General features: G+C 58.3%; 25 protein-coding genes. 8 read left to right on the forward strand and 17 right to left on the reverse strand.

Going from position 1 to position 24195, the window contains the following annotated elements; all coding sequences use genetic code 11:
- Window positions 1-15 precede the first annotated feature (15 nt).
- Genes ACM66T_RS07250 through ACM66T_RS07275 form a run of 6 tightly spaced genes read right to left on the reverse strand, consistent with a single transcriptional unit; the run spans window position 16 to window position 8133 of the window.
- Entirely contained in the window at window positions 16-633 is a 618-nt protein-coding gene (locus ACM66T_RS07250) for a LuxR C-terminal-related transcriptional regulator (RefSeq protein WP_416768213.1), read from the reverse strand.
- 1 nt (window position 634) lies between these two features.
- Window positions 635-2023: an HlyD family type I secretion periplasmic adaptor subunit gene (locus ACM66T_RS07255; RefSeq protein WP_416768214.1), complete on the reverse strand. Its 1389-nt coding sequence runs from the start codon at window positions 2021-2023 to the stop codon at window positions 635-637.
- Window positions 2016-4169, reverse strand: a complete 2154-nt coding sequence (locus ACM66T_RS07260) for a type I secretion system permease/ATPase (RefSeq protein WP_231018169.1) — start codon at window positions 4167-4169, stop codon at window positions 2016-2018. Before ACM66T_RS07260 ends, ACM66T_RS07255 begins: the two co-directional genes overlap by 8 nt.
- On the reverse strand, window positions 4170-6074 hold the full coding sequence (locus ACM66T_RS07265; RefSeq protein WP_231018170.1) for a LapD/MoxY N-terminal periplasmic domain-containing protein: 1905 nt from the start codon (window positions 6072-6074) through the stop codon (window positions 4170-4172).
- On the reverse strand, window positions 6071-6727 hold the full coding sequence (locus ACM66T_RS07270) for a transglutaminase-like cysteine peptidase (protein WP_231018171.1): 657 nt from the start codon (window positions 6725-6727) through the stop codon (window positions 6071-6073). The genes ACM66T_RS07265 and ACM66T_RS07270 overlap by 4 nt, the downstream gene beginning before the upstream one ends.
- 29 nt (window positions 6728-6756) lie before the next feature.
- Entirely contained in the window at window positions 6757-8133 is a 1377-nt protein-coding gene (locus ACM66T_RS07275) for a TolC family outer membrane protein (protein WP_231018172.1), read from the reverse strand.
- Between the two features lie 170 nt (window positions 8134-8303).
- On the opposite strand from ACM66T_RS07275, the gene ACM66T_RS07280 reads away from it, so the two are divergent.
- A complete protein-coding gene (locus ACM66T_RS07280; protein ID WP_231018173.1) occupies window positions 8304-10244 on the forward strand; it encodes a thioredoxin domain-containing protein in 1941 nt (646 codons plus the stop codon).
- Here ACM66T_RS07280 and ACM66T_RS07285 read toward each other — a convergent pair.
- Entirely contained in the window at window positions 10241-10654 is a 414-nt protein-coding gene (locus ACM66T_RS07285) for a VOC family protein (protein ID WP_231018174.1), read from the reverse strand. The two genes, ACM66T_RS07280 and ACM66T_RS07285, sit on opposite strands and share 4 nt — an antisense overlap.
- A 76-nt stretch (window positions 10655-10730) precedes the next feature.
- Between ACM66T_RS07285 and ppk2 the strand changes: the two genes are divergently transcribed.
- Window positions 10731-11684, forward strand: a complete 954-nt coding sequence (gene ppk2, locus ACM66T_RS07290; RefSeq protein ID WP_231018175.1) for a polyphosphate kinase 2 — start codon at window positions 10731-10733, stop codon at window positions 11682-11684.
- On the opposite strand, the gene thrC is transcribed toward ppk2, so the two are convergent.
- Genes thrC through cutA form a run of 3 tightly spaced genes read right to left on the reverse strand, consistent with a single transcriptional unit; the run spans window position 11681 to window position 13838 of the window.
- Window positions 11681-13150 carry a threonine synthase gene (thrC, locus tag ACM66T_RS07295; RefSeq protein ID WP_231018176.1) on the reverse strand — a complete coding sequence of 490 codons (1470 nt, stop codon included), beginning with the start codon at window positions 13148-13150 and terminating at the stop codon, window positions 11681-11683. The genes ppk2 and thrC overlap by 4 nt on opposite strands.
- A 56-nt stretch (window positions 13151-13206) precedes the next feature.
- On the reverse strand, window positions 13207-13521 hold the full coding sequence (locus ACM66T_RS07300) for an MGMT family protein (protein ID WP_231018177.1): 315 nt from the start codon (window positions 13519-13521) through the stop codon (window positions 13207-13209).
- Window positions 13518-13838: a divalent-cation tolerance protein CutA gene (gene cutA / locus ACM66T_RS07305; protein ID WP_231018178.1), complete on the reverse strand. Its 321-nt coding sequence runs from the start codon at window positions 13836-13838 to the stop codon at window positions 13518-13520. The genes ACM66T_RS07300 and cutA overlap by 4 nt, the downstream gene beginning before the upstream one ends.
- A gap of 73 nt (window positions 13839-13911) precedes the next feature.
- Here cutA and ACM66T_RS07310 point away from each other — a divergent pair, with 73 nt between their 5' ends.
- Window positions 13912-14643, forward strand: a complete 732-nt coding sequence (locus ACM66T_RS07310) for a methyltransferase family protein (RefSeq protein ID WP_416768217.1) — start codon at window positions 13912-13914, stop codon at window positions 14641-14643.
- Here the strand turns inward: ACM66T_RS07310 and ACM66T_RS07315 are convergent, their stop codons facing one another.
- From ACM66T_RS07315 to ACM66T_RS07340, 6 genes are read right to left on the reverse strand one after another with little or no spacing between them, the layout of a single operon-like run.
- Window positions 14644-15363, reverse strand: coding sequence for an LrgB family protein (locus tag ACM66T_RS07315; protein WP_231018180.1), 720 nt, complete (start codon window positions 15361-15363; stop codon window positions 14644-14646).
- Window positions 15353-15715: a CidA/LrgA family protein gene (locus tag ACM66T_RS07320; protein ID WP_231018181.1), complete on the reverse strand. Its 363-nt coding sequence runs from the start codon at window positions 15713-15715 to the stop codon at window positions 15353-15355. Before ACM66T_RS07320 ends, ACM66T_RS07315 begins: the two co-directional genes overlap by 11 nt.
- Before the next feature lie 17 nt (window positions 15716-15732).
- Window positions 15733-16584 (reverse strand): acetylglutamate kinase, encoded by an 852-nt coding sequence (gene argB / locus ACM66T_RS07325; protein ID WP_231018182.1) that lies wholly within the window; start codon window positions 16582-16584, stop codon window positions 15733-15735.
- Entirely contained in the window at window positions 16568-17491 is a 924-nt protein-coding gene (locus ACM66T_RS07330; protein ID WP_231018183.1) for a tetraacyldisaccharide 4'-kinase, read from the reverse strand. The genes argB and ACM66T_RS07330 overlap by 17 nt, the downstream gene beginning before the upstream one ends.
- Window positions 17488-18606 (reverse strand): DegT/DnrJ/EryC1/StrS family aminotransferase, encoded by a 1119-nt coding sequence (locus ACM66T_RS07335; protein ID WP_231018184.1) that lies wholly within the window; start codon window positions 18604-18606, stop codon window positions 17488-17490. The genes ACM66T_RS07330 and ACM66T_RS07335 overlap by 4 nt, the downstream gene beginning before the upstream one ends.
- A 9-nt stretch (window positions 18607-18615) precedes the next feature.
- Entirely contained in the window at window positions 18616-19416 is an 801-nt protein-coding gene (locus ACM66T_RS07340; protein WP_231018185.1) for an NAD+ synthase, read from the reverse strand.
- A gap of 211 nt (window positions 19417-19627) precedes the next feature.
- Between ACM66T_RS07340 and ACM66T_RS07345 the strand changes: the two genes are divergently transcribed.
- A complete protein-coding gene (locus tag ACM66T_RS07345) occupies window positions 19628-20284 on the forward strand; it encodes an OB-fold nucleic acid binding domain-containing protein (RefSeq protein ID WP_231018186.1) in 657 nt (218 codons plus the stop codon).
- Window positions 20285-20449: 165 nt separating this feature from the next.
- On the opposite strand, the gene ACM66T_RS07350 is transcribed toward ACM66T_RS07345, so the two are convergent.
- The gene (locus tag ACM66T_RS07350) at window positions 20450-21265 is read right to left on the reverse strand and encodes a ferritin-like domain-containing protein (RefSeq protein ID WP_231018187.1); all 816 of its coding nucleotides are present in this window, start codon (window positions 21263-21265) and stop codon (window positions 20450-20452) included.
- Between the two features lie 25 nt (window positions 21266-21290).
- Between ACM66T_RS07350 and ACM66T_RS07355 the strand changes: the two genes are divergently transcribed.
- The 4 genes from ACM66T_RS07355 to ACM66T_RS07370 all read left to right on the forward strand — a co-directional run bounded on the left by ACM66T_RS07355 (window position 21291) and on the right by ACM66T_RS07370 (window position 24194).
- On the forward strand, window positions 21291-21884 hold the full coding sequence (locus ACM66T_RS07355) for an MBL fold metallo-hydrolase (protein ID WP_231018188.1): 594 nt from the start codon (window positions 21291-21293) through the stop codon (window positions 21882-21884).
- A gap of 386 nt (window positions 21885-22270) precedes the next feature.
- A complete protein-coding gene (locus ACM66T_RS07360; RefSeq protein ID WP_231018189.1) occupies window positions 22271-22996 on the forward strand; it encodes a tetratricopeptide repeat protein in 726 nt (241 codons plus the stop codon).
- A gap of 101 nt (window positions 22997-23097) precedes the next feature.
- Window positions 23098-23982, forward strand: a complete 885-nt coding sequence (locus ACM66T_RS07365) for an HpcH/HpaI aldolase/citrate lyase family protein (RefSeq protein ID WP_231018190.1) — start codon at window positions 23098-23100, stop codon at window positions 23980-23982.
- Window positions 23979-24194, forward strand: a complete 216-nt coding sequence (locus ACM66T_RS07370; RefSeq protein WP_231018191.1) for a hypothetical protein — start codon at window positions 23979-23981, stop codon at window positions 24192-24194. The genes ACM66T_RS07365 and ACM66T_RS07370 overlap by 4 nt, the downstream gene beginning before the upstream one ends.
- Window position 24195: the final 1 nt, after the last annotated feature.

Below are 24195 nucleotides of genomic sequence, written 5' to 3' on the forward strand. Positions count from 1 at the left end.
TTTCGTATGAATTTGTTATCGCCTGGCGTTATTGACCATAATGGCCAGCTCCAGCCGGCTGGCCACGCCAAGCTTCTCATACACCGTCTTCAAATGGGTCTTGACCGTCTGTTCCGTGATGTCCGCCGTCTGGCCGATCTCCTTGTTACTCATCCCCAGTGCCACCATCTCCGCCAGCTCGCGCTCCCGCGCTGAAAGCGGGTCAAGCGCCTCGTGATGCTGGGCTGCCATCATACTGTTCTGTCGGATCATCATCTGGATAAACTCCGGGTAGAGCCAGATATTGCCGCCGATAACCGCCTTGACGGCCTGGTTGATGTTGTTGGGGGAGGCATAGGTGTTGAGCAGTGCGCGGGCCCCTTCCCTGAGCAGTACGATGCCATCCGAATAGACCGGGCTGCTGTTCATCGCCATCACGGCGCTCTTCGAGCCCTTGAGGAACTGCAGCAGCTCCTCGATCTCCCCGACTTTGCCGTCGTAATCGAACAGGACCGCCGCAGGCTGTGCCTGTTCCAGGGCGCCGTAGAGCGCCCCGAGCTCCTGGAACACCTGCAGGTCGTACAGCCGGGACATCCCGCTTTTCCAGTGCTTCAGAACCGAATCACGCTTTGAATAGAGGTAAAGTCGTTTCATCCTATCGCTCCTTGAAGGCATTGTCTTTCGTGTGCAGCAGCGGTCGGAGAATGTAGTCGAGTATACTCTTCTTCCCCGTCACGATCTCTGCGTTGACGACCATCCCCGGTATCAGTTTCAGCGGGTTTTCCACCGTGCCGAGGAAGGTTTTGTCCGTTTCGATCCAGACCTGGTAGTAGGTTTTGCCGTCGGCTTCGTTAATGGAGTCCGGGCTGATCCGCACGACCCGGCCGCTGAGTCCCCCGTAGATGGCGAAATCATAGGCCGTAATCTTGATCACCGCGCGCTGATCGGGGTACAAAAAGGCGATATCGCGCGGATGGACCTTGACTTCGACCAGCAGCGAATCCCCCGTCGGCAGGATGTCCATCATCTTCATTCCCGGCGTCACGACCCCGCCGATCGTTGTGACATAGAGGCGCTTGACGATCCCGTCGACGGGCGAGCGCACCAACGTCCGGCTCACCTGGTCCTCGAGTGCCGCCTGGGACTCCTTGATCCGCTGCATCTGTGCCTCGATGCCGTTGAGCTCCTCCTTGGCACGGTTCTGGAAGGCGAGCTCGGCTTCGTCGCGTTTGCTCTTCGCCTCGTCGATCATCGCCCGCGTCGACGTAATCTGGTGTCTTGTCGTCGTCAGGGACTGCTGAACGTTGTTGGCATCGCGCTGCAGCTTGATATAGTCGACCTCGGGCACGATCCGCTTTTCGACCAGAGGTTTGTTGATCTCGATCTCCTTCCGGACCAGTTCCATCTCCCGCTCAAGCTCGACGTAGTGCTCCCGCGCTTCTTTGAGCTCGCTGCTGCGCTGGACGATCTGCGCGTCGAGCACCGCGATACTCTTTTTGAGCTGTTTCCGGTTGCTCGTGAAAAGACTGCGCTCCTTCTCGATCAGCACCTTTTGCGCCGGGTCGCTTGTCTCGGGTTCGAGGAAAGCCGTCCCGTGGGCCTCCGCCCGCAGACGGACCGCGCGGGCATAAAGTTCGTCATACTCCAGCCGGGTCTTCTCCACCGTCGAACTGAAGTAGATGTCCTGCATCTTCAGCAGCGGTTCGCCTTTTTTGACCAGGTCGCCCTCTTTGATGAGGATCTCCTTGACGATCCCCCCTTCGAGGTTCTGGATCGGCTTGATCTGACTGCTCGGCACGATCTTGCCGTTGCCCTTGACGACCTCGTCGATCATCGCGTGATCCGCCCAGACGATGAAAACCGCCACTGTCAGCAGCATGATCCAGAGAAAAAGCCGCGAATGCAGGGCCGTACGCTCCAGCACCGCCGCGCTGCGGCTGTTGAGATAGGCCAGCTCCTCCTCCGAAACGACCCGGGGACGCAGATCACTCTTGTCGGAAGGCCGCTTCGGCGGCCGGCTGGAGAGCATGGAACTGTCAAGCACTGTGCACCTCCGACTTTTTAAGGTAGGCGAGGACCTCCGCCTTCGTACCGTCCATCACGACCTCCCCGCGCTCGAGCAGGATGATGCGCTCGACCAGTTCCAAAACGGCGTCTTTGTGCGTCACGAAGAGCGCCGTCTTCCCCTTGATCTTCTGGGAGATCCCGAGGATGGCGATACGCTCGCTCTCTTCGTCCAGGTGCGAGGTCGGCTCGTCAAAGAGAACCAAGGAGAAATCGTCGATCAGGGCCCGAGCGATCCCGATGCTCTGACGCTGCCCGCCCGAAACGTTCTGTCCCTTCTCCTTGATCTTCATATTGAAGCCGTCGGGGTTGAGATTGATGTAGCGCAGGGCGCCGCTCAGGCGCGCCGCCTCGACGATCTCGTGCGAATCGATGCCGGGATGCTTCAGGGCGATGTTCTCCTTGATCGTCCCCTGCAGCAGAACGATCTCCTGGGGAACGTAGGCGATCTGCTTGCGCAGCTCCGCCGGGGCGTACTGATCCATCTCGACGTCGTCCGCGAGGATCATCCCCTCCTTGGGGGCATAAAAGCCCATCAGCAGGTTGATGATGGTCGTCTTGCCCGAGCCCATCTCTCCCATGATGGCGACGTGTTCGCCGGGTTCGATCGTAAACGAGACGTCATGCAGGGCATTGCGTGCCGAATCGGGGTAGGCGAAATCGACATTGACGAAATCGATCTTTCCCTTGAAATGGCTGGCGCTGATAAACTCCCGCTCTTTGGGGTGTTCGACGGCGCTTCCCATCACCTTCTCGATTGCGCGGAAGCCCGCGCGGGCTTTGTTGAACTGCAAAATCAGCATCACCAGTTTTCCGACGGGGTTGACGGCCCGCGACGAAAGGATGTAGGCGACCAGCAATCCCCCCGTCGTCAGGATACCCTGGTGGATCATGTAGACGCTGGCCACGATCACGGCGACCGTCTGTACGCGGATCAGAAAGGAGGTCGCCGTCGCGATGGAGCCGTTGAGGACGCGGGATTTGAGCCCCCGCTGGGCGATGTTCCCCGTTGCCTCCTCCAGCTTCCACTGCATGACGCTGTTGTAATTGAAGGCCTTGATCGTTTCGATGGCGTTGAGGCTTTCGAGCAGAATGCTGTTTTTCACCGCCGATGCCTGGTTGGAGTTGCGGATGCTCGTCCGGATCGGTCCTTTTATAAGGTAGGCGTACACGACGATAAGGACGATCGTCATCAGCGGGATATAGACGACATTGCCGGCGACCCAGTAAACCACCAACAAGAAAAGAATCGAAAACGGGAGGTCGACGAGGGTCGTCACGACGGTCGAGGTCAGAAAGTTCCGGATGCTCTCATACTGTTTCAGGTCGCTTGAAAACGCGCCGACGGAACCGATCTGCTCGGAGAGCTTCATATCCATGACGTGCTCGAAAATCTTCGAAGACATGATCACGTCGCTCTTCTTCGCCGCGATCTCCATAAAGTAGCTCCGCAAAAAACGCAAAAAGGCTTCGAGGACGAAGATGGCCACGACACCGTAGGTGAGGACCCAGAGCGTATCGAGGGCCGTGTTCGGGATCACCCGGTCAAAAACGTTGCGCATATACAGCGGCAATATCAGAATAAACAGATTGACCAGGAAGGAGCCGACCAGAATGTCCATATAGATCGTTCTCGTGCGCGACAGCGTACTCCAGAACCAGTGCCTTTCGTCGTCCTCTTCCTTCTCTTCCTGCGCTTCCAGGCTGAACCCGAAATTCTTTTTCATCAGGAAACAGTACCCGAGGTACTCCGCTTCCAGGTGTTCGATGGGAATCCACCCCTCCTGCTCGGGAACGCCGGGAAGCAGCACGTTCGCATACTCCATCTCTTTGTCAAACTCGAGCAGCACGCAGGCACGATCCTCTTTCAGAATGAGGATGCACGGCAGCAGGTGCTGTGCGATTTTGCGCAGGGATTTCTTTTGAAGGGTACTGGCGAAGCCCGCCTTTTCCGCCGCCCGGCTAAAAAGCGAACGGGAGCGCTGGGGGTCGGGCTCGAACAGTTTCGGGTCCTCCGGGTCGACCGGCAACCCCGCCAGGACGATCTCCGCGGTCACTTCCTGGTGATAGAGTTTTGCAACGGCCAACAGGGCATCAAGCAGCCCGGAACGATTGTGTTCGCCCATCTACACCGCCCCCTTGTCCGGTTTGCCGATCCAGAAGCCCTGCAGCCGCTCGATGCCGTGCTCGTACAGGCTTGTTGCCGTCTCCTCGCTGTCGACTCCCGTCGCGATCAAATCGATGTCGATCAGCCTGGCAATGGTAAAGAGCGCCGATTCGCGTTTGCTCTCGGAACCGACCAGGGAGAGCAGGTACGCCGCGTCAATCTTCAGGTAGGAGGGTTTGACACGCTGCAGGAAGGTCAGATCTTTTTCGGATTCGACCGTAAAGTGGTCGATGCCGAAACGCCATCCCTGCTTCTGAACGAACATGGAGAAAGCCGCCGCGGGCTCCGGCGCGCTCAGCACCGTGCTGTTGGAGACCTCGAACGCCAGTTCCAGCGTATTATCGTCCCAGGCATCTTTTCTGGCGGACAACCATCCGATCGTGGAGCTGTGGGCGATAAAATCCTCCGAAACGTTCACCGCAACCTCGACGGCATGAAAGGTCTTGCCCATCTTGTCAAGGACGTAACGGTCAAGCTCTTCGAGCAGATCGAGGTGCGAAACGACCGGAATGAATGCCCCGGCGTTGAGCAGCTCGCCTTCGAGCTCCAGGCGCAGCAGGAGCTCTTTTTGCACCGTCTCCCCGCTGCGGGCGACAACGGGCTGGTACACGGTCACAAAACGGTCGAACTGCATCGCATCGCGCAGATGTTTCCGCCACTCGTCGTGTCCCCATGAGGGCACATGATCGTGCTTTTCGCGGTAGAGAACCGGTACGGCCCCGCCGGCTTCCGCCTGCATCAGCGCGTAATCGAGATGGCTCAGGAGGTCAGAAGGGGTTTCGCCGGTACGGTACGCCGCCGCGGCGATCGTCACGCAGTAGCCGGCCCCCTTGCAGCTCTCAGCCGCCGAGGTGAGCAGCGCCGAAACATCCGACTCCTCCAGCGACGGGAGGATAAGGATCACTTCGAATTCGCGAACCCGGCAGGCGACCCCCTCTTCGACCCCGTTGACGATGCCGCGGGCAATGTCGCCGATAAAGGAGAGCACCTTCTGCAGGACGTATCCTCCCTCTTCATGTTTCACCTTGTCGGGGTCGCACAGCTGCAGCGCGGCGACATAGCCGGCGGAGAAGCGGTCTTCCCCCGACATCAGGCTGCCCAGTTTCATCATAAAGAAATCGCGGTTTTTCAGGTGGGTCTGGCGGTCTTCATACAGGAGCGTATTGTAGCGGGCGACGGCGTCGGCCTCCTTCTTGAAAACCTCCTTCACTTTAAACACCAGGGTATTGATGGCCTGGACCACATCCCGGAACTCCCTGGTTCTCGGCAGCGACTCCTGGATGATAAAACGGTTCCCCGAGACGGCTTCCGCCTGTTCGCGGACCGCATCGAGCGAACGCAGCACGATCTTCAGCATAAAGTAGATCCCGCCCATGGCCAGCAGGCTCAGGATGAAGAAACTGACGAGCACTTCTTTGAGTACATCCCACATCTGGGTATAGGCGTTGCCGCGGTGTCCTTCGATCTGAAGCTCTCCGACCTGCATCCACTCCCTGCCCACGGGCACGGAAGCGGACGCAGGCGGCAGAGCGATGCTGTCGACGAACCATGTCGGCACGTCATCGAGGATCAGCGGCGTATGGCGTTCGTAGAGCACCTTTCCATCGACGTTGCGGTAGACGATCGCTTCGTAAAGTCCGCTGTCAAACACCGCGTTGATCATCGTTTCGGCCATCGCGACATCCTGGCCGTCGGACGCCCGGCTGATCGCCAGCCCCAGGGACGAAGCGGTGTTGCGCGCACTGGTATAGAGCTGCTCCTCGATGAAACGGACGTTCGTCCGGTAGTTGCTGAACATCGTCATCGCCAGCAGCGCTATCACCAGAATAGACATCGCCAGCGTGATCTCTTTAAAGAGTGTCACAATCCCTCCTTTTCAATGCGTTGCAGGAATGCAGCCCACGCCTTATTGCGCGACTTCCCGCCTGAAAGTGTTTTGCCTCTTCCCTGCTGCGTATTCAAAAAGAGGGACTCCGCGTTGAAACTGTAGACATAGACGAGGTCTTTGCGTTTCGTTGCCGGGAAAATGCGGTAATTGAGATTATCCAGGACCAGCGGTACCGCTTTCGGGTCTGCGTAATAGGTCAGCACCATATGCGCCTGGTTGAACTTGACGGCCTTCACGTAGGTAAAGAAGAGCTTTTTTTCGGGGACACCGAGCCGTTTCAGGGCAAAATACTTTGCGATGACGTAATCCTCGCAATCCCCCTGGTCCCGCGCGAGGAATTCGCTCGGGCGCGCCCAGTAGTCCTCAACACCCCAGTTTTGGATGTCGGAAACAAAACGGACGCGGTTAAAGAAGTCGTTGACCCCTTTGAGCTTTTCCATTTCACTCTTGTCCCGGAGGCCGTTGAGCATTCGCTCCATCGCTTCCAAGCGTTTCCGGGCGAAATAATCCTGTTCGTTCGCGTTGACGGCTGCATGCCCTGCCGACGCCTTCTCCCCGATGGGAGTCTGCGTGGCACCCTGTCCTGCACATCCTAGAAGGAGCGAAAGAAGTGCGAAATACCTGAGCAAATCAAAAACCGCCTTTGACCGTCCCGCGTCTATTCAGACGCCGGGACCTCAGTCGGTGCCATCGCATCGCGTTTCAGGGCCAGGACCTCTTCGGGCTTCACCTCCGCGACCAGCGGCAGGCTCCCGACGTTTTCAATGACCCGGTATTCGGCCAGTTGCTCATCGTACAGGGTAGAGACGTAAGCCTTGCGGGAGGTGTAGTACTCGTTCTCGACATCCAGCACGTCCAGAAGCGTCCGGCGTCCGAGGCGGAACTCTTCGTTGTACGCCTGCAGGGTCCTTTGTGTGAAGTCACGGTGCTCTTTCAGATATGCCAGCTGCTCCGTAATACGGGTTTTGGCCGCCCAGGAGTAGTTCAGACGCTCAAAAACAAGGCGCTGGTTCTCCATCATTTTTTCGGAGGCGTTGAAAGCGGAAGCGAGCGCTTTTTTGCGGCCGGCGACATCCGCACCGCCGTTATAGATATTCCACGATGCGACCAGCTGCACGCTGAATTCGTTCTCGTCGCCCGAATCCGTGCGCCATGCGTAATCACCTGTCCTGTCATTGTTGACATGGGACTGTTTGACCTCCAGGTCGACGCTCGGATAGTAGGTGTAAGCCGCCTGGCTGTATGCCTCCTGCGCCGCCTTGATGTTTTTACGGCTGGCCATCAGGGTCGGATAATACTGAAGCGCCGTTTTTTCCGCCGCATCAATACTCATCGGCATCAACGCAGCGTTGACCTTCGCTTCCATCATATCCTCGGGGTCGACCGCTTCGCCGTAGATACGCTTGAAGTTCGTCTGCGCATCTTCGAAATTGTTGATGGCGACCTTGACGTTCGACTCGGCCAGTGCGAGACGGCCGGAGATCTGTTCCATATCCGACTGTGCGCCCACGCCGGCTTCGAGACGCTCTTTGATCATGTCATAGTAGCGCTGGTGCGTGTCGCGGTTCTCCAGCGTCAGGGCGAGGATCTGCTTCTGCTTCAGCACGCCCAGATAGCTTTCGATCATGGTAAGGCCGAGCTGGCTCACTTTTTCCATCAGCGAGTACTCCGCGGAGAGCAGTCTCGCATCCTGCTGTGCGACGTCGTGCATCGTCGAGAAACCGCGGAAAAGGTTTTCGCGCGCCCGGACGAACGCTTCCGTATGCATGTAGGTGTCTGAGTCCACATTGGGACCGATTGGCCCGATGGAACCTTCGTCATGCTTTAAACCGACGGATCCCTGCAGATCTACTACCGGGAGGTAATCAGCGAATGCGATCGTTTTATCCTCTTCGACGGCACGGTAATCCTCAATGCGCTGCCGGATTTCCGGATTGGTGTCCACCACTGTCCGATACGCTTCTTCCAATGTCAATCCGTGACCTGCCGTTGCCAGTAGGAAAGGCAGAATCCCAAGTATTCCCTTATGTTTCATCGTCGATCCTTTGCACTTGATTTGCCAGTTATTGAAACTGTCCTTAAAAGGATTATAGCCCGTTTCAACCTTACAGAAACATAATGTAATAATTTCCATTGATCTTCTTTTTTTAATTAAGCAGCAGATTGTATATAATGCCCCACTAATCCAACGGAGACGGACCGCCCATGCCCAACAGACTCGCCAACGAAGACTCCCCCTACCTGCAGCAGCACAAAAACAACCCCGTCGATTGGTACCCCTGGTGCGACGAGGCCTTTAGGCGTGCCCGCGACGAGAAGCGTCCGATCTTTATCTCCATCGGGTACAGCAGCTGCCACTGGTGCCACGTCATGGAACACGAGGTCTTCGAAAACGAGGCCATTGCCGCCTACCTGAACGAGCACTTCATCAGCATCAAGGTCGACCGCGAAGAGCGCCCCGACCTCGACAAGTACTACCAGGAAGTGCACCAGCTGCTCAACCGCCGTGCGGGCGGCTGGCCCGCTTCCATCTTCTGCACCCCCGACAACAAACCCTTCTATGCCGGCACCTACATCCCGCCGACCACGCGCGAGCGGATGCTTGGCTTTACGGAACTGACGGAGATCATCGCGACGAAGGTGGCCGAAGGGGACGAGAAACTTTTCCAGAACGCCGACGAGATCCAGAACTACTTGAAACCCGAAGCGCGGCCGAAAGAGGCGACGGTCCTGAAGCCCTCCCTGGCCACCGGTTTCGTCAAACAGGCGCTGCACAACTTCGAGAGCACCTACGGCGGCTTCTCCCAACAGCCGAAATTCCCGCACACCTCCACGCTGAACGCCCTGCTCGACATTGTGCTGCTGCAAAACGACGCCGACGCGAAGAAGATGCTGCTGCAGACCCTCTCCACAATGCACCGCGGCGGGATATACGACCTCGTCGACGGCGGGTTCTGCCGCTACAGCGTCGACCCGCAGTGGCTGGTGCCGCACTTCGAGAAGATGGCCTACGACAACGGGCTGCTCTGCGAGCTCTATGCCCGGGCCGGGCGGATGTTCGATGATGCCTCCTATACCCGCACAGCTACGGAGATCGCCGACTTCATGGCAGCGAAGATGCAAGAAGACGGCCTCTTCTACTCTGCCAGCGACGCCGACAGCGAGGGGGAGGAAGGTACCTACTTCATCACCGCGTACGACGTCGCCAGGGCAGCACTCATCGAGGACGGGTTTGCCGAAGATGACGCCGATGCGATCCTGGAGACCCTCCACGTCACACCGGGCGGCAACTTCGAGGGCAAGAACATCCTCTGGCTCTCCGAACCCGTCGAACGCCCCGAGTGGTTCGCCCCTGTTCGTGACGTCTTCCTCCGTCTGCGTACGGAGCGCGAATACCCCTTTATCGACCGCAAGATCCAGACCTCCTGGAACGCGATGATGATCCGCGGCCTCTTCGAGCTCGGCAAGAGCGACTCTGTCTATATCAAAAAAGCGGTGACGGCCCTCAAAGCCCTGCAGGGTTTCCTGATGCCGGACGGCACGCTCTACCACACGGCCCTCATCCACAGTACGCCCAAAATAGGCGCTTTCCTGGAGGATTACGCCTACCTCGGGACCGCTTTCGTCAAGGCCTACGAAGCGACCTACGACGACACCTACCTCATGCAGGCGCAACAGATGGCCAACCGCGCACTAGAGACCCTCTACGACAACGGACGCTGGTACTTTAGCAAGGGCGAGTTCATCACTGACGCCGACCCGACCGACAGCTCCTACCCCGGCTCCGTCGGCGTCATGGTCGACCTGCTGCTGAGCCTCGGTATCCTCGTCGAAGAGAAGTACCGCCATTTCGCCTTCAAGACCCTGGAGTACTACTCGGCCCGCCTGGCGAAGACGCCCATCTACTTCCCCTACCTCTTCAACCAGGCGCTGCGCTACCTCTTCGAGAACCTCGTTGTCAAAGCCGACGCCAAATTGCTGGCTTCCGCTGCGGGCGAGCTCTCAACGGTCACCTACCCCTACCTCCACGTCAAGGCCACCGACGACAATTCTTATATGCTCTGCGGCGTACAGAGCTGTTTCGCGCAGCTCAAAAATGCCGACGAGATCGCCCCGACCATCAAGGAGAAGTTCTCAGCGATTTAATCCATCGGTACATATGCATAAGTGATGATCGAGACGATGGCTCCCTGGGGATCTTGAATGACCGCGAAGCGTCCAACGCCTGGAATATCTTTCGGCGGAACAATAATGGTGCCTCCGAGTCCGGCGACACGCTCCGCAGCGGCATCGACATCATCGACAGTAATGTAATTCCCCCAGTGTGACGGAATGCGATCCGTCTCTTCACCTGTAATATGCCTTTTATCGAACATTCCAGCCACCGGCTGCGGGACACCGTCTATCTTTACCAATGTGTATTCCATTCCTGTTGACGTATTGGTCTCAAACTGCCAGCCTAGCAATTCACCGTAAAATGCTTTCGAACCTTCCACGTCGTCTGTCACCAACTCGAACCAGCTGAACATGCCATTTTGCTCTGTCGGATTAGCCATGTTTGCCTCCTCAACCGTTTTTGAGCCATTGTATCACAGTTAAATTTCCGTGCTATAATCAGCCAAAGGAGCGTGTATGGGCACGAAGCACGATATGCTGGGAACGGAACTGGAACAAGGGGAGATCCTCAAAGAGATTGTCCACGACGACCGCAGGATCGAAAGCGGCGAGGCGTTTGAGCGGGAGCGGCGCGAACACAACAAGAACGGCAAAAAGCGGGTCGCCGTCTGGATCCGCAAGAGCGTGATTGACTACGAAGATGAGCTCAAGCAGCTGCAGATCGAACTGCTGAAGCTGCAGAAACACGTCAAAGAGCAGGGACTGAAACTGCTGCTCATCTTCGAGGGGCGCGACGCTGCCGGCAAGGGCGGGACGATCAAGCGCATCACCGAACACCTCAACCCCCGCGGCGCGCGCGTCGTGGCGCTCAACAAGCCCTCGGACGTCGAAAAGACGCAGTGGTATTTCCAGCGCTACGTCGAGCACCTCCCCAGTGCGGGCGAGATCGTCCTCTTCGACCGCAGCTGGTACAACCGTGCCGGGGTTGAGCCTGTGATGGGCTTCTGTACCCAGGACGAGCACCAGGAGTTCCTGCACGAAGTCCCGCAGTTCGAGCGGATGCTCGTCAATGCCGGCATCATTCTCGTGAAGTTCTACTTCTCCGTCTCGAAAAAAGAGCAGGCCAAACGCTTCAAAGAGCGCGAGAACAACCCCCTGAAACACTACAAGCTCTCCCCCATCGACCTCCGCTCGCAGGAGCTCTGGGACAAATACACCATCGCCGAATACTCCATGTTCATGGCGTCGCACACCGATCACTCCCCCTGGACGATCATCCACGCGGACAAGAAGAAAAAAGCGCGGCTGAACTGCATCAAACACATACTGAAACAGATTAATTATTCGGAAAAGATCGGAAAGAAGACGTTGAAGACGGACAAAGAAACGCTCTATTCGGCGGACAGGATGATCGCCGAATTCGACAGCAGCGTTGCCCTGCAGCCCGAAAAGGCCGCAAAGGGGAGTTAGATAAAGTTCAGGATCTCCGCTTCGATCTGCTCTTTTTCGATAATGGTCTTCTGGGTGACCGGCTTGTCGAAGAGGGCCTTGATCATTGCCGGGATACCGATCTTCGCTTCGGCAGCGATGGCGTTGAGCGCGTCGATGTCGTGCGTATCGACTTCGCCCGTCAGTGCGTTCGCGATCGTCGGGGAGAACTTCGTCCACTCCGCCGTGGAGTAGGCGATGGTTTTGAGTTCCTTCTTCGCGCAGTGCTCATAGGCTTTGAAACAGGTCGCCGTATGCGGGTCCATCAGGTAGCCGTCCGCGAACGCCGCCTTGATATAGGCCTTGCCCTCGTCGCCCGTCGCGTAATCCGCCGCGAAGAACTCCTGGAGTTTGTCCAGTTCCATGAAACAGAGCTCGTAGTTGTGTTCCTCGTCCAGGGAGCGCATCAGCTCTTTGGTACGCGCTTCGCCGAAGAGGTCGTAAAGGACGCGCTCGACGTTGGAGGATTTGAGAATATCCATCGCCGGAGAGGTCGTCGCGACGACGTGGGCGTCGCGCAGGTCGTATTTTCCGGTCGTAATGAGGCGGGTCAGGACGTTGTTCTCGTTGGAGGCGATGATGATCTTCTCGACCGGCAGTCCCATCTTCATGGCGTAGTAGCCGCCCAGGGCGTTACCGAAGTTGCCGCTCGGTACGTCCAGGTAGACCTTTTCGCCCATGGTGATCTCGCCCTGGCGCACCAGTTCGAGGTAGCTGTGGATGTGATAGATGATCTGGAAGATGATGCGGCCGAAGTTGACGGAGTTCGCCGCGGAGAGGGAGGTGCTCTTCTCCTTGAGGGCTGCTTTGAATGTCTCGGATGCCAGCAGCTGCTTCAACGCGCCCTGTGCATCATCGAAGCTCCCCTTGATGCCGATGACTTTCAGGTTTTCCGCATCCTCCGTGACCATCTGCAGGCGCTGCACGTCGCTGGTACCGCCGTCGGGGTAGAGACACGCAACCTTGACGTTGGCACGGTTTTTGAAGGTCTCCAGTGCCGCCGGGCCGGTGTCGCCGCTGGTGGCGGCGAGAATAAGGTAGTTCTCGTTGCGCGCCTGGGCGATGGAAGAGAGGACAATGCCGAAGGGCTGCAGCGCCATATCTTTGAAGGCGCGAGTCGGGCCGTGGTAGAGTTCACTGACATAGAGGTCTTCGCGTACCTTGACGACGGGCACGGGGTTGGAAGGGTCGTCAAAAGCGTCGTAAAGGGCAAGCGCCTCGTCGATGACCGCTTCGTCGATGTCGATCGCAAAACGCGTGAGCATATCCTTCGCCATCGTCTTGTAACTGCTGTCCAGGTGCTTTTGCAGGAACGCTTCGCCCAGTTCCGGCAGGGTTTCGGGGACGTACAAGCCGCCGAAAGAGGCGATCGGGCTCAAAATAGCCTGGGAGAAGGTCACTTTTAAAGGATGGGTTCCGTCATTTCCACGTGTCTCGATAAACTGCATCATCTTCGCTTTGAAAAAATTTTCGCAATTATAGCGAAGCGGTAGTTAGAGGCGCCCTAAACGAAGCGGTGGCGTTTTTCGGCAAAATCCATGACCCTGCCCGCGCCTACCTGCACCCCTTCCGAAGCGAGCAGGGAAATCTTGCGCTTCACCCCGCCCTCGCCCGAATAGCTGCCGATACGGCCGTCGCTGCGGACGACGCGGTGGCAGGGAATATCCGGGGCATCGGGGTTCTTGCCCACGGCCGTCCCGACGGCGCGAACGGCCCGCGTGCCGAGATGCGCCGCCAGATCCCCGTAGGTCGTCACCCTTCCTTCGGGGATGCGTTTGAGCGCGTCCCAGACGGCCCGCTGGAAAGGGGTGCCGCTCACTGCACGCTCTCCTGCAGCCACGCCAGGTAACCGCTGTTGCCGGCGACGACGGGGGCCGCGATGATCTCGGGTACGTCGTAGGGATGCAGCGTTTCAATGCGCGCTTTGAGACGCTCGAAGGCATCGGCGGTCGTCTTGATGATCAGCAGCACCTCCTCGTCCTCGCAGTATTCGCCTTTGAAGATGTAGTGCGACATAACAGCAGGCAGGCGGTTGACACAGGCGCTGAGCCGCTCTTTCACCACGGCTTCGGCGATGTCTTTCGCACTGACGGGATCGGGGCAGGTGCAGTAAACGATAATCGATTCTGTTTTCATAGCTTCATTATAACGCTTCTGGAAAAACCGGAGTGCGCAGAAAAAGAACAGCTATCATAAAATATAATGCATTATGCAACAAATTCTTCTCTTTATCTACGCTCTGTTCGCCTACCTGTCGGCGATGGTCTCCGTCTCGCTGCTGATCCTCTGGGTCTACCCATGGTCGTTTATGCCGATCAATATCGACAGCGGCAGCGGCGGCAGCTTTGCCCTGCCCGTCGATCTCGCGCTGATCGCGCTTTTCGGCCTGCAGCACTCCGTCATGGCACGGCCCGTCGTCAAAGAGGCGCTTTTCGGCACCCTGCCCGTCGCCTTCCGCACCTCGACGTACACCGTACTCTCCGCCCTCTGCCTGCTGCTGATCGTGCTGCTGTGGCAACCGATGCCAACCCCGCTCTACGCCTTCGAATCCGGCTCGTTTTTCTGGCTGACGACGCTGCTTTACGTCCTGGGGTGGAGCATGGCCTTTGTCGCGACCTTCCAGATCGACCACTTCGAGCTTTTCGGGCTGCACCAGGGGTACCGCGCCCTGCGGGGAATCCCGGAACCCGAAGTACGCTTCCAGAAAAAAGGGTTCTACAAGTATGTGCGCCACCCCATCCAGACCGGCACCGTCATCGGCCTCTGGGCCACGCCGGTGATGAGCACCGGACACCTGCTCTTTGCTTCGGGCATGACGCTCTATATTCTTATCGGCTTGATGTACGAAGAGAAGGATCTTGTCAAGACGCTGGGCAGCGCCTACCGCCGTTACCGCGAAGAGGTGCCTATGCTTTTACCCTTTGGAAAAAAACGCCCCTGATCAGAGCCATCCCATCCATTCGAACACGGGCGGCAGCAGCAGGGCCGTCAGGAATGCGGCGAGCGCCATGGCAAGGCCGGCGAATGCACCGCTGACCGGGTGGGCTTCAAAGGCACGCGCCGTCCCGACGCCGTGGGCCGTCACCCCCATCGCCACGCCGACTGCACTCTCATCGGTCACCCCCGCCGCTTTCAGGATACGCAGTCCGATCACCGCCCCCGTAATGCCCGTGAAGACAACGAAGGCCGCCGTCATGGCCGGGATGCCGCCGAGCACCTCGCTTATTCCCATCGCCACCGGCGTCGTCACCGATTTCGGGGCCAGGGAGATCAGCGTCTCACGGTCCAGCCCCAGGGCATAACCGATTGCCACGGCGCTGAAGGCCCCTACGAGCACACCGACGGCCAGCGACACCGTCACGGGGAACCAGATGGCGCGCAGGCGGGCCATCTGCCTAAAAAGCGGCACGGCCAGCGCCACCGTCGCGGGGCCCAGCAGGAAGTGCAGGAACTGCGCCCCGGCGAAATAGGCGTCATAGGAAGTCCGGCTCAGCTCCAGCAGGACGATCAAAGCGACGATGGAGACGGCCACGGGGTTCAGCAGCGCGATGCTGCCGCTTTTTAAAAAGAGTTTCTGCGCCGCCAGGTAGACGAGGATGGTCAGCGTCAGCCACCACAGCGGCGACGCGGCGAGGTAGACCCAGAAGCTGTCAAAGACCATCGGTGTGCTCCGTTTTCTGACGCCGCAGCAGCCACTCCATCGTCCACCCCGTCACCACCAGCGTGATCACGGCACTGGCGAGCAGCGTCACTCCCAGCTTCAGCCAGGTGCCGCCCAGGGCGTCAAAATAGACCATCACCCCTACCCCGGCGGGCACGAACAGGAGTGCGAGATATTTGAGCAGTCCGTCGGCGGTCAGGTCAAGGTCGTGGGAGGAGCGGCCCCGGTAGCGGAGCCAGAGGAAAAGCAGCAGCATCCCGATCACGGGACCGGGAACCGGCCAGCCGAAGAGTCGTACGAGCGCCTCGCCACAGAGCTGGCAGAAAAGCAGGAGCGCTATACCGTTGAGCATGGTGTCTGCCCCGCCCCTTACAGTGTGATCTGCGTACCGATACCCTCTTCGGTAAAGAGTTCGAGCAAAATGGCGTGTTCGATGCGGCCGTCGATGATGTGGGCCTTCTGAACACCGCGCTCGATCGCCTCGATGCAGGCGTCGACCTTCGGCACCATGCCGCCGTGGATCGTCTTGTCGCTTTTGAGTGCCTCAACCTTCTCCTCGGTCAGCGAAGAGAGCAGTTTGCCCTCGCCGTCGAGGACGCCCGGGGTGTCGGTCATGAAGACGACCTTCTTCGCCCCGATGGCCCCGGCGATCTTGGAAGCCGCCAGGTCGGCGTTGATGTTGTAGCCCGGATGGCCCGTCTCGCCGTCGGATGCGATGGGCGCGATGACGGGGATGAACTTCTCGTCGATCAGGCGGTGGATGACGTCGGCTTTGACATCCTCGATGACCCCGGTAAGGCCCCATTTACCCGAATCTTTCGGCTGGGCGCGCAGGAACTGCGCATCTTTGCCGTTGACGCCGAAGGCGCTGGCGCCGTGGGAGTTGAGCAGCGCGACGATCTCGTTGTTGACTTCGCCGCACAGCACCATCTCGACGATGCGCATCACTTCGGGAGTCGTGACGCGCTGCCCGTCGATGAACTCGGTAGGGATGTCCAGTTTGGAGAGCATCTCGTTGATGCGCGGCCCCCCGCCGTGGACGATGACCGGACGGATCCCGACAAGGTACATCAGCAACACGTCTTTGGCGAATTTCGCCTTGAGCGTTTCGGAAGTCTGCGCCGCCCCGCCGTACTTGATGACGACGATCTGGTTTCTGAACTCCTTGATGAACGGCAGCGCCTCCAGGAGGGTCTTGACGGTATCAATCTTTGTTTTCATCGTATGTCCTGATGTAGTGTTCCACGTCTGCGGCCAGCGCGTCGTCAAGCTCCAGATGGAGCTCCATCAGCGCGAGCGGCAGGTCAAAGTGGCGAATTTTAACGTAATCTTTATAAGTAACGAGCAAGGCATCCGCCCCGCTCTTTTCGAGGATGGAGGCCAGTTCACCGCGCCTGAAGAAGTGGTGGTCGGGAAAGGTCGCTTTGGCAACGACGTCGGGCAGAAAGGGGTCCAGCCGCTCGGGCCGGGCGATGGCGGTGACCAGCGCCATCTTCGGTACCGCACCCCTGATCGTGACGCGCCGGGTGAAATCCTCCCCCTCCCGCACAAGGCGTACCGCTTTGCCCGGCCAGAGCCGTTCGCGGAAAGGGCCGGCGGGAAGGCAGAAGCCGTTGGCGGCCGCGACGTCGATGACGATGTCGTACTTGGCGATAAAATGCTTGCCGTAGCCGTCGTCGAGGAAGACGCAACCGCACCCCATCGCTTTGGCTTTGGCAATACCTGCTTCGCGCTCCTCGCTGACGATGACAACGGCGTGGGGCAGTTGCAGGGCATAAAGCATCGCCTCGTCGCCGCTGCACGTGACGTCACAAAGGACGCTTTGGCCGTCTGAGACGACCTGCAGCCCGCTGCTTTGGCGCCCGTAGCCGCGCAATACGACGGCGGGATTCGCCTGTCGCTGCGCCAGCGCCACCGTCAACGGTGTCTTTCCGCTCCCGCCGACGGTCAGATTGCCGATGCTGACGACGGGAATCCCCTGGTGACGCGGCACGCTGTTTTGGTAGCGGCGGTGCATGATAAGGCAGTAGAGCGCACCGAGGGGCCAGAGCGCGTAGGAGAGCAGACGCTGGAAGGCAGAAGGAGCGTAGAAGAAACGCTCCCCCCAGGCGACGAGGCGGGGTTTCACACGCGGGTTTTCGCGAGTTCGATGACGGCGTCGCAGATGTAATCGACCTCTTTGTCCGTGATGGAGCCGTAGATCGGCAGGGAGAGCACCTGCTGGTAGTTACGCAGGGCGATCGGGAAGTCGTTGATGCGGAGGTTGTACTTGTTCTTGTAGTACGCCATCAGGTGCAGCGGGATGTAGTGCAGCCCCGTCTCGATCCCTTTGGCCAGAAGGTCGCGGGCGAACCCGTCGCGGTTCTTGTCGATCTTGATGATGTAGTTGCTGAACGCGTGGTCTCCGTGGATCTCCGGCGGGGTGATGTGATAGACCCCTTTGAGCCGTTCGCTGTAGCGCGCCGCCACCTCTTTTTGACGGGCGATCACCTTGTCCTGGTGGGAGATGAAGGCGTCGTTGAAAGCCGCCTCGATGGGACTCATCGTGTATTTGCTCCCGATGTCGACGACGTCGTAGATGTAGCTCAGTCCCTCCTCGTCACGCACCATCGCGTGGTTGCGCAGCAGGGTCGCGCGCTCCATCATCTCGGCATCGTCGGTGACGAGCATCCCGCCGTTGCTGATGGTCTGCTTCATGTGGGGGCTGAAGCTGAAACAGGTGATGTCCGCCCCCGTCGAGCCGATCTTCTTCCCCTTGTAGGTCGCGCCGAGCGCGTCCGAAGCGTCTTCGACGATCTTGACGTTGTAGATCTTGGCGATGTTGTAGAGCCGGTCAAGGTCCATCGGCTGCCCCGCGATATGCGAGACGATGACCGCTTTGAGCTTTTTGGCGCTGTTGGCTTCGAGGTAGCGTTCGAGCTTGTCGATATCCATGTTCATCGTCCACTCGTTGACGTCGATAAAGATCGGTTCGGCGTCAAAGTGGCGGACGACTTCCGGCACGGCCGGGAAGGCGTTGACGGAGCAGAGCACCTTGTCCCCGCGTTTGAGGTCGATGGCCAGCATCGCCAGGTGCAGCGCCGCCGTGCCGTGGGAGGTTGCCAGCGCATAGCCGCAGCCGATATAGTTCTCAAAGTTCGCTTCGAGATCCTCCACGGCGAATTCGGCATCGCCCTGCAGTACCTGCTCGACCTTGTTACGTTCCTTGGGACCGATTTCCGGCCGGTAAAACGGTACTTTCATCCTTTTCTCCTATAAAGTGATATCGCGTGGATAGTTGAAATCATGGTTGATCGTCCGCGAGGTCAGTTTCGCGATGACGGGCATTTTGCGCTTGAACTGGTTGCGGTAGATCCGGGTCAAGATCAGCTCCACCAGCGCGGCGTCGCACCCCTCTTCGATCAGTTCCGCTTTGCTGGCGCGCTCCTCGACGTAGCGGCGCAGCGCGGCGTCGATCTGCGCGTAGCTGTACCCCAGCTCCGCTTCGTCGCTCTGCCCCGCCCAGAGATCCGCCGAAGGGGGTTTGCCGATAATGCTCTGCGGTACGTCCAGGTGCGCCGCCAGTTCGAAGACCTCCGTTTTGTAGAGATCCCCGATGGGATTGACCGCGCTGGCCAGGTCCCCGAAAAGGGTCCCGTAGCCCAACATCAGTTCGCTCTTGTTGCTCGTGCCCAGCACCAGGGCGCTCTCCCTCGCCGAGATGTCAAAGAGCGTCGCCATCCGCATCCGTGCCGAAAAGTTCCCAATGCGCAGATTGTCCATCGCCTCATGCTCGTAGGCTTTGAGCATCGGTTCGATGCTGTGGGTCTCCGCACGGATGCCGAAGCGTTCGCAGAGCTCGTCGGCGTCATCGAGGCTGTTTTGCGAGGAGTAGTGCGACGGCATCTTCACGCAGAGCAGACGGTCCCCGAAGGCGCGGTGGGCCAGTACGGCGACCACGGCGGAATCGATCCCGCCGCTGAGCCCTACGACGACATGTTTCAATCCGGTTTTTTCGACTTCGTCAATGAGGAACTTCGTCAAAAAATCGGTAATCATTGCGTATTTGCCCATCCGACGTTCCTCGAAATCTTGATTTTCCCGCTTCTCTTTCCTCCATGGTATCAAAGTATTATTTTAGAGAAGCCTTAACAATCAAAATTATATCAAATTTTCCTTCGCAAACGATAATTTTTATAATTGAGATCATATTTTTTCGCAAATTTCCATTCGTTGGGCAACAGTCTGATATGATGCGGACACCGAATAAACGAGGAGAATCCGAATGAAGACATTACTCTTTCTTATAGTAGCCGTTTACGGCCTCTGGGCAGCCGGCCCGAATGCGCCGGTGCAGCACACCGCCCGTGTCGTGGAGACGATGGATGCCGGCGGCTACACCTATATGAGAGTCAATGAGGGCAAAGCGCCCTACTGGGTCGCGGTGGCGGCGGCAAAAGTCAAGGTGGGCGAGAACGTCTCTTTCACCGAGCAGATGTGGATGACGAACTTTAAAAGCCGCGCCCTCGACCGTACCTTTGACAAGATCCTGTTCGCTTCCATGGCTCCGGGAACAGCGGCGCCCGCCGAACGTGTCCAGCCGCAGAGCGCGCCGAAAGAGGTTCTGAAAAAAGCAAAAGGCGGCTACAGCGTCTCCGAGGTCTTTACCAAGCGCCAGAGCCTCAAAGGCAAAACGATCAAAGTGCGCGGCAAGGTCACCAAGATCTCCAGACAGATCATGAAGCGCAACTGGGTCCACCTCGAAGACGGGACCGGCAATACCATGACGGACGACCTCGTGTTCACGGCCAATGACGTTGCGAATGTTAAAGCGGGTGATATTGTCGTTGCGACGGGAAAAGTAGAGACGGACAAGGATTTCGGGTACGGATACTTCTACCCGGTCATCGTCGAAGAGAGCAGCTTTGTCAAAGAGCGCTGATCAGCGCTCCTTTACGCCTCCGGTGCGAATCAGCACCGAGGCGCCGAAAATGACCAGTGCCGCTAAAGCGACGACGGTCTGGGTCTGCGCGAAGAAAGCGTAATCCATTTGTTCCCCTTTTGTTACCTTTATGTAATTCTATTGTAACAAATTAGCTTTCTTTCGTCAACAGATCTTTTCCGTACTCATACGGTTGAGTTCGCTGCAGCTGAACCCCGCCGCTCTGCGGGCATCGACGTTGAGGTACTTCTGCCGGGGGTAGCTGCCCGGGCAGCACTGTTCGACGATGTCGAAATAGACCGACTTCTCCGCCCCCGCCGCTTCACAGGCGTAATCGAACCAGCGGTCCCCCTTGCGGACATGGTCCACCTCCTCTTTCAAGATCACCTGTAGTGCGTCGACGATCCGGCCGATCATAGGGTCGTTTTTGATCGGTAGCAGTCTCTCCAGGATCTGCGGCGTTGCATCCAGACCGTTCGCCTCGAAATAGCGCGGCACCACCGCCATCCGTTCAAGCAGGGTCAATGTTTTCTGTCCGGCCTCAAAGAGCCCCGCATGCACCGGCAGGGCACCGTAACGGCTGCCGAGCGCTTCAAGCAGGGTATGAAGCATCTCGAAGTGGCGGCACTCGTCGTCGGCAACCTCGAGCCAGTCGTCGTAGAACGCTTTTGGCATTCCCGTAAAGCGGTAAGCGTGGTCCAGAGCCAGGTCGATCGCACTGTACTCGATGTGGGTGATGGCGTGCAGCAGCAGGATCTGCCCTTCCACGGTCACGGGGCTCTTGCGCCGGGGGACGTCCTGCGGCGGGACGATCTCGCAGACGGAGGCGAAGGAGGGTTCGTCGAACTGCACCGGAGTGAATCCCTCGTCGAAAACGGTTCCCCCCGCCTGGTACGCGGCATAGAAGGTACGGAACGCCGCCAGTTTCGCCGCCGGCTCCGCGGTCATGATGTTCGATTGAAGGGTCGTGTGAAATTGCATGTATAATTCTACCAAAGGAAAGCGTATGCAGATAAAAAAGCAGCCCATGGGGCCCTACCAGACCAACTGTTACATTGTCACGGAGAACGGGAAAGACATCATCATTGATCCCGGCGTCGGTGCGGTTGAATGGGTCAAGGCCAACGTGACGAATCCCGTGGCCATCCTCAACACCCACGGCCATTTCGACCATGTCTGGAGCAACCAGGAGCTTAAAGAGCAGTTCGACATCCCCCTTTACACCCCCAAAGGCGACGTCATGCTGCTGCAGAAAAGCGGCTGGATGCCGGACCTCCCGCCCTCCTACCCAGACGTCGAGGTCGAGGGGGACCAGACCTATGATATCGGCGGCATCGAAGTGACCTTCCGCCACTTCCCCGGCCACTGCCCCGGCTGTTCTATGATCGAGATCGGTGACGCCGTCTTCAGCGGGGATTTCATCTTCCAAAACTCCATCGGCCGCGTCGACTTCCCCTACTCTTCGCCCGCAGACATGAAAAAGAGCCTCCAGAAGTTCCTGCAGATCGACTATGACAAGAAAGTCTACCCCGGCCACGGCGCGCCGACGACGATCAAGGCCGAGCAGCGCAACGTCCCCTACTGGCTTAAAGCGATCTAAGCCTTTGTGACGCGGCAGGTCTTCCCACACCTGCCAATCATCCGTAGCTATCCATCCCGATTCCCCCCATTTTAGACCAACCACCCAAACAGCCATAAAGCTCTCTTCTTTCCGCGCAGACATCACGGCTGCATGATGCAACGCACAGGGCAGCCGTTCATCAAATTTAACCCGCTTTCTTTGCCGCCGGTATCGTCCGTGATCGGGCAGTAAACTATGCCGTTTCCTGTGAAATTTTCTGCTGACTGAGCGCTCCAAACTGATAATTCAGGCCGTAAAAGGCCCCTAAAACAGGAGCAAAGAGTGGACAAAGCCTGCTTCGCTACCATGCGGCGGCTCATTGCCTTATTCACATACTATAAATCACAATCCACAGGACATAAATCATGAAAAAAACAATGCTATTGCTGCTGGCAACCGTGCCGATGTTCGGCGACGCTTTCAACGAGGGTCAGTTCGCCTACGACAAGGGTAATTACCGTCAAGCCGCTATCCAGTGGGAAAAAGCCTGCAACCTCGGTGAGGAAGCTGCCTGCTACAACCTCGGGATCATGTACTACAACGGCCATGGGGTCGGTCAGGATCATGCCAAAGCCGCCGGCTATTACAAAAAGGCCTGCGACACGGGGAGTGCTCCGGGGTGTACCGACCTCGGCCGCATGTACGAACACGGCCGCGGCATTGCCAAAAATGAATCCCATGCCGTTGTGCTCTTCCACAAGGCGTGCTACGCCGGTGAAGCAGCAGGTTGCTTTAACCTTGGCAATATGCTCAGTGACGGCCGGGGCGCGGAGCAGGACTATACTCAGGCCGCTAAGCTTTTCGATGTCTCCTGTGAGCTCGGGAATGCCCACGCCTGCACAAACATCGGCTACATGTACAGTTCCGGCAAAGGCGTGCAGCGCGATGCAGCCGCCGCGGTCGAGTACTTCAAAATGGCCTGCGACAACGGCAGCGCCAGCGGGTGTTATAACCTTGGAAACATGTACGCGCTCGGTGAAGGCACCAAGCACGACAGTGCGGCAGCAGCGCTGCTGTACGGCAAGGCTTGCAACGGTGGCTCTACGCTCGGCTGCAAATACTACAACAAGCTGAAGCAGGCGGGGCTGTAGTTTATTCATGCGTTCATACGGCAGTTTGCGGTAGCATGGTCCCATCGGAAAGGAGATCGTCATGAAAAGATCCGAGCAGCGCAACGTCCCCCAACGGCTCCATGCGATCTGAGCCCATCCATCCCGCCGAACTGGGCGCAACCCTCTTCGTCCCCGCGACGCATCCCGGCCTCGCCGCCGTGCTGGGCGGCAAGAAATACCCGCAGCTGCGCAGCTGCGTCATCGATCTCGAAGACGGCATCGACGCGGACGAGCGCGACGCAGCCCTTCAGCATCTGCGAACCCTTCTGCCCCGTTTTGCAGACACGCCCCTGCTCCGTTTTCTACGCCCATCGTCGCCGGAGATGCTCTCCGAGCTGCTGCGTATGACAGGGATTGAAAAGCTCGACGGGTTCGTCCTGCCGAAATTCGGCGGCGACAATGCCGATGCATGGCTGGCACTTCTGGACGATAACGCATTCGCAATCATGCCCTCCATCGAAGGCAGCGACCTCTTTTCCCAGACGAAACTCCATACCCTCGCCGAACGGCTGCAGCCTTACCGCGAGCGCATCCCGACGCTGCGTTTCGGGCTCGAGGATATGCTGCGCCAACTGGGGATGGTACGCGACTGCGATACGCCGCTGTACGGACTCGTCGCCCCGGCGCAAATCATCGCGACGCTCCTCACCGTTTTCAAACCCCGCGGCTTCAGCCTCTGCGGCGGCGTCTACAAATGTTTCAAGGACAAAGAAGGGTTTGCCAAGGAGCTGGAAGAGGATCTGAAGCAGGGGCTTTTCGGCAAGACGATCATCCACCCTTCCCAGATCGCGGCCGTCGAGCACGCCTGCAGGGTCGATGCGGCGGATCTGGCGCAGGCGGAAGCCATCGTTTCCGCATCATGCAATGTTTCGAACTTTCGTGGTATGATGGTGGAGAAACCGACGCAGCTGCCCTGGGCGCGGATGATTCTGCGGCGCGCAGCGCTCTACGGAGTAAAGGCATGACCAAGTTTGTCCACAACGCACCGACGCAGGATGAAGTCTATTCGTTCAATATGCATGTCGCCCACAGCGAAAACTACACGACCTACCGCATTCCCCTCGGCGCCACCTCCGAAGGGCAGAAAGAGCGTCTTTCACGCCGTTACGGCATACCGCTGCGCATCCTTGAGGACGAGCAGGAGCTCGTCATCAAGATTATGAATGAAATGGGGTAAA

The sequence above is a fragment of the Sulfurimonas sp. ST-25 genome (assembly GCF_048079205.1).
Taxonomy (GTDB): domain Bacteria; phylum Campylobacterota; class Campylobacteria; order Campylobacterales; family Sulfurimonadaceae; genus Thiomicrolovo; species Thiomicrolovo sulfuroxydans.

Coding starts and splice junctions, on each gene's coding strand:
- ACM66T_RS07360 (WP_231018189.1), top strand. CDS start 22,271: ATGAAAAAAACAATGCTATTGCTGCTGGCAACCGTGCCGATGTTCGGC.
- thrC (WP_231018176.1), bottom strand. CDS start 13,150: ATGCAGTTTATCGAGACACGTGGAAATGACGGAACCCATCCTTTAAAA.
- ACM66T_RS07280 (WP_231018173.1), top strand. CDS start 8,304: ATGCCCAACAGACTCGCCAACGAAGACTCCCCCTACCTGCAGCAGCAC.
- ACM66T_RS07370 (WP_231018191.1), top strand. CDS start 23,979: ATGACCAAGTTTGTCCACAACGCACCGACGCAGGATGAAGTCTATTCG.
- ACM66T_RS07260 (WP_231018169.1), bottom strand. CDS start 4,169: ATGGGCGAACACAATCGTTCCGGGCTGCTTGATGCCCTGTTGGCCGTT.
- ACM66T_RS07340 (WP_231018185.1), bottom strand. CDS start 19,416: ATGGGCAAATACGCAATGATTACCGATTTTTTGACGAAGTTCCTCATT.
- ACM66T_RS07345 (WP_231018186.1), top strand. CDS start 19,628: ATGAAGACATTACTCTTTCTTATAGTAGCCGTTTACGGCCTCTGGGCA.
- ACM66T_RS07350 (WP_231018187.1), bottom strand. CDS start 21,265: ATGCAATTTCACACGACCCTTCAATCGAACATCATGACCGCGGAGCCG.
- argB (WP_231018182.1), bottom strand. CDS start 16,584: ATGAAAACAAAGATTGATACCGTCAAGACCCTCCTGGAGGCGCTGCCG.
- cutA (WP_231018178.1), bottom strand. CDS start 13,838: ATGAAAACAGAATCGATTATCGTTTACTGCACCTGCCCCGATCCCGTC.
- ACM66T_RS07315 (WP_231018180.1), bottom strand. CDS start 15,363: ATGGTCTTTGACAGCTTCTGGGTCTACCTCGCCGCGTCGCCGCTGTGG.
- ACM66T_RS07355 (WP_231018188.1), top strand. CDS start 21,291: ATGCAGATAAAAAAGCAGCCCATGGGGCCCTACCAGACCAACTGTTAC.
- ACM66T_RS07285 (WP_231018174.1), bottom strand. CDS start 10,654: ATGGCTAATCCGACAGAGCAAAATGGCATGTTCAGCTGGTTCGAGTTG.
- ACM66T_RS07335 (WP_231018184.1), bottom strand. CDS start 18,606: ATGAAAGTACCGTTTTACCGGCCGGAAATCGGTCCCAAGGAACGTAAC.
- ACM66T_RS07310 (WP_416768217.1), top strand. CDS start 13,912: ATGCAACAAATTCTTCTCTTTATCTACGCTCTGTTCGCCTACCTGTCG.
- ACM66T_RS07365 (WP_231018190.1), top strand. CDS start 23,098: ATGCGATCTGAGCCCATCCATCCCGCCGAACTGGGCGCAACCCTCTTC.
- ppk2 (WP_231018175.1), top strand. CDS start 10,731: ATGGGCACGAAGCACGATATGCTGGGAACGGAACTGGAACAAGGGGAG.
- ACM66T_RS07320 (WP_231018181.1), bottom strand. CDS start 15,715: ATGCTCAACGGTATAGCGCTCCTGCTTTTCTGCCAGCTCTGTGGCGAG.
- ACM66T_RS07275 (WP_231018172.1), bottom strand. CDS start 8,133: ATGAAACATAAGGGAATACTTGGGATTCTGCCTTTCCTACTGGCAACG.
- ACM66T_RS07250 (WP_416768213.1), bottom strand. CDS start 633: ATGAAACGACTTTACCTCTATTCAAAGCGTGATTCGGTTCTGAAGCAC.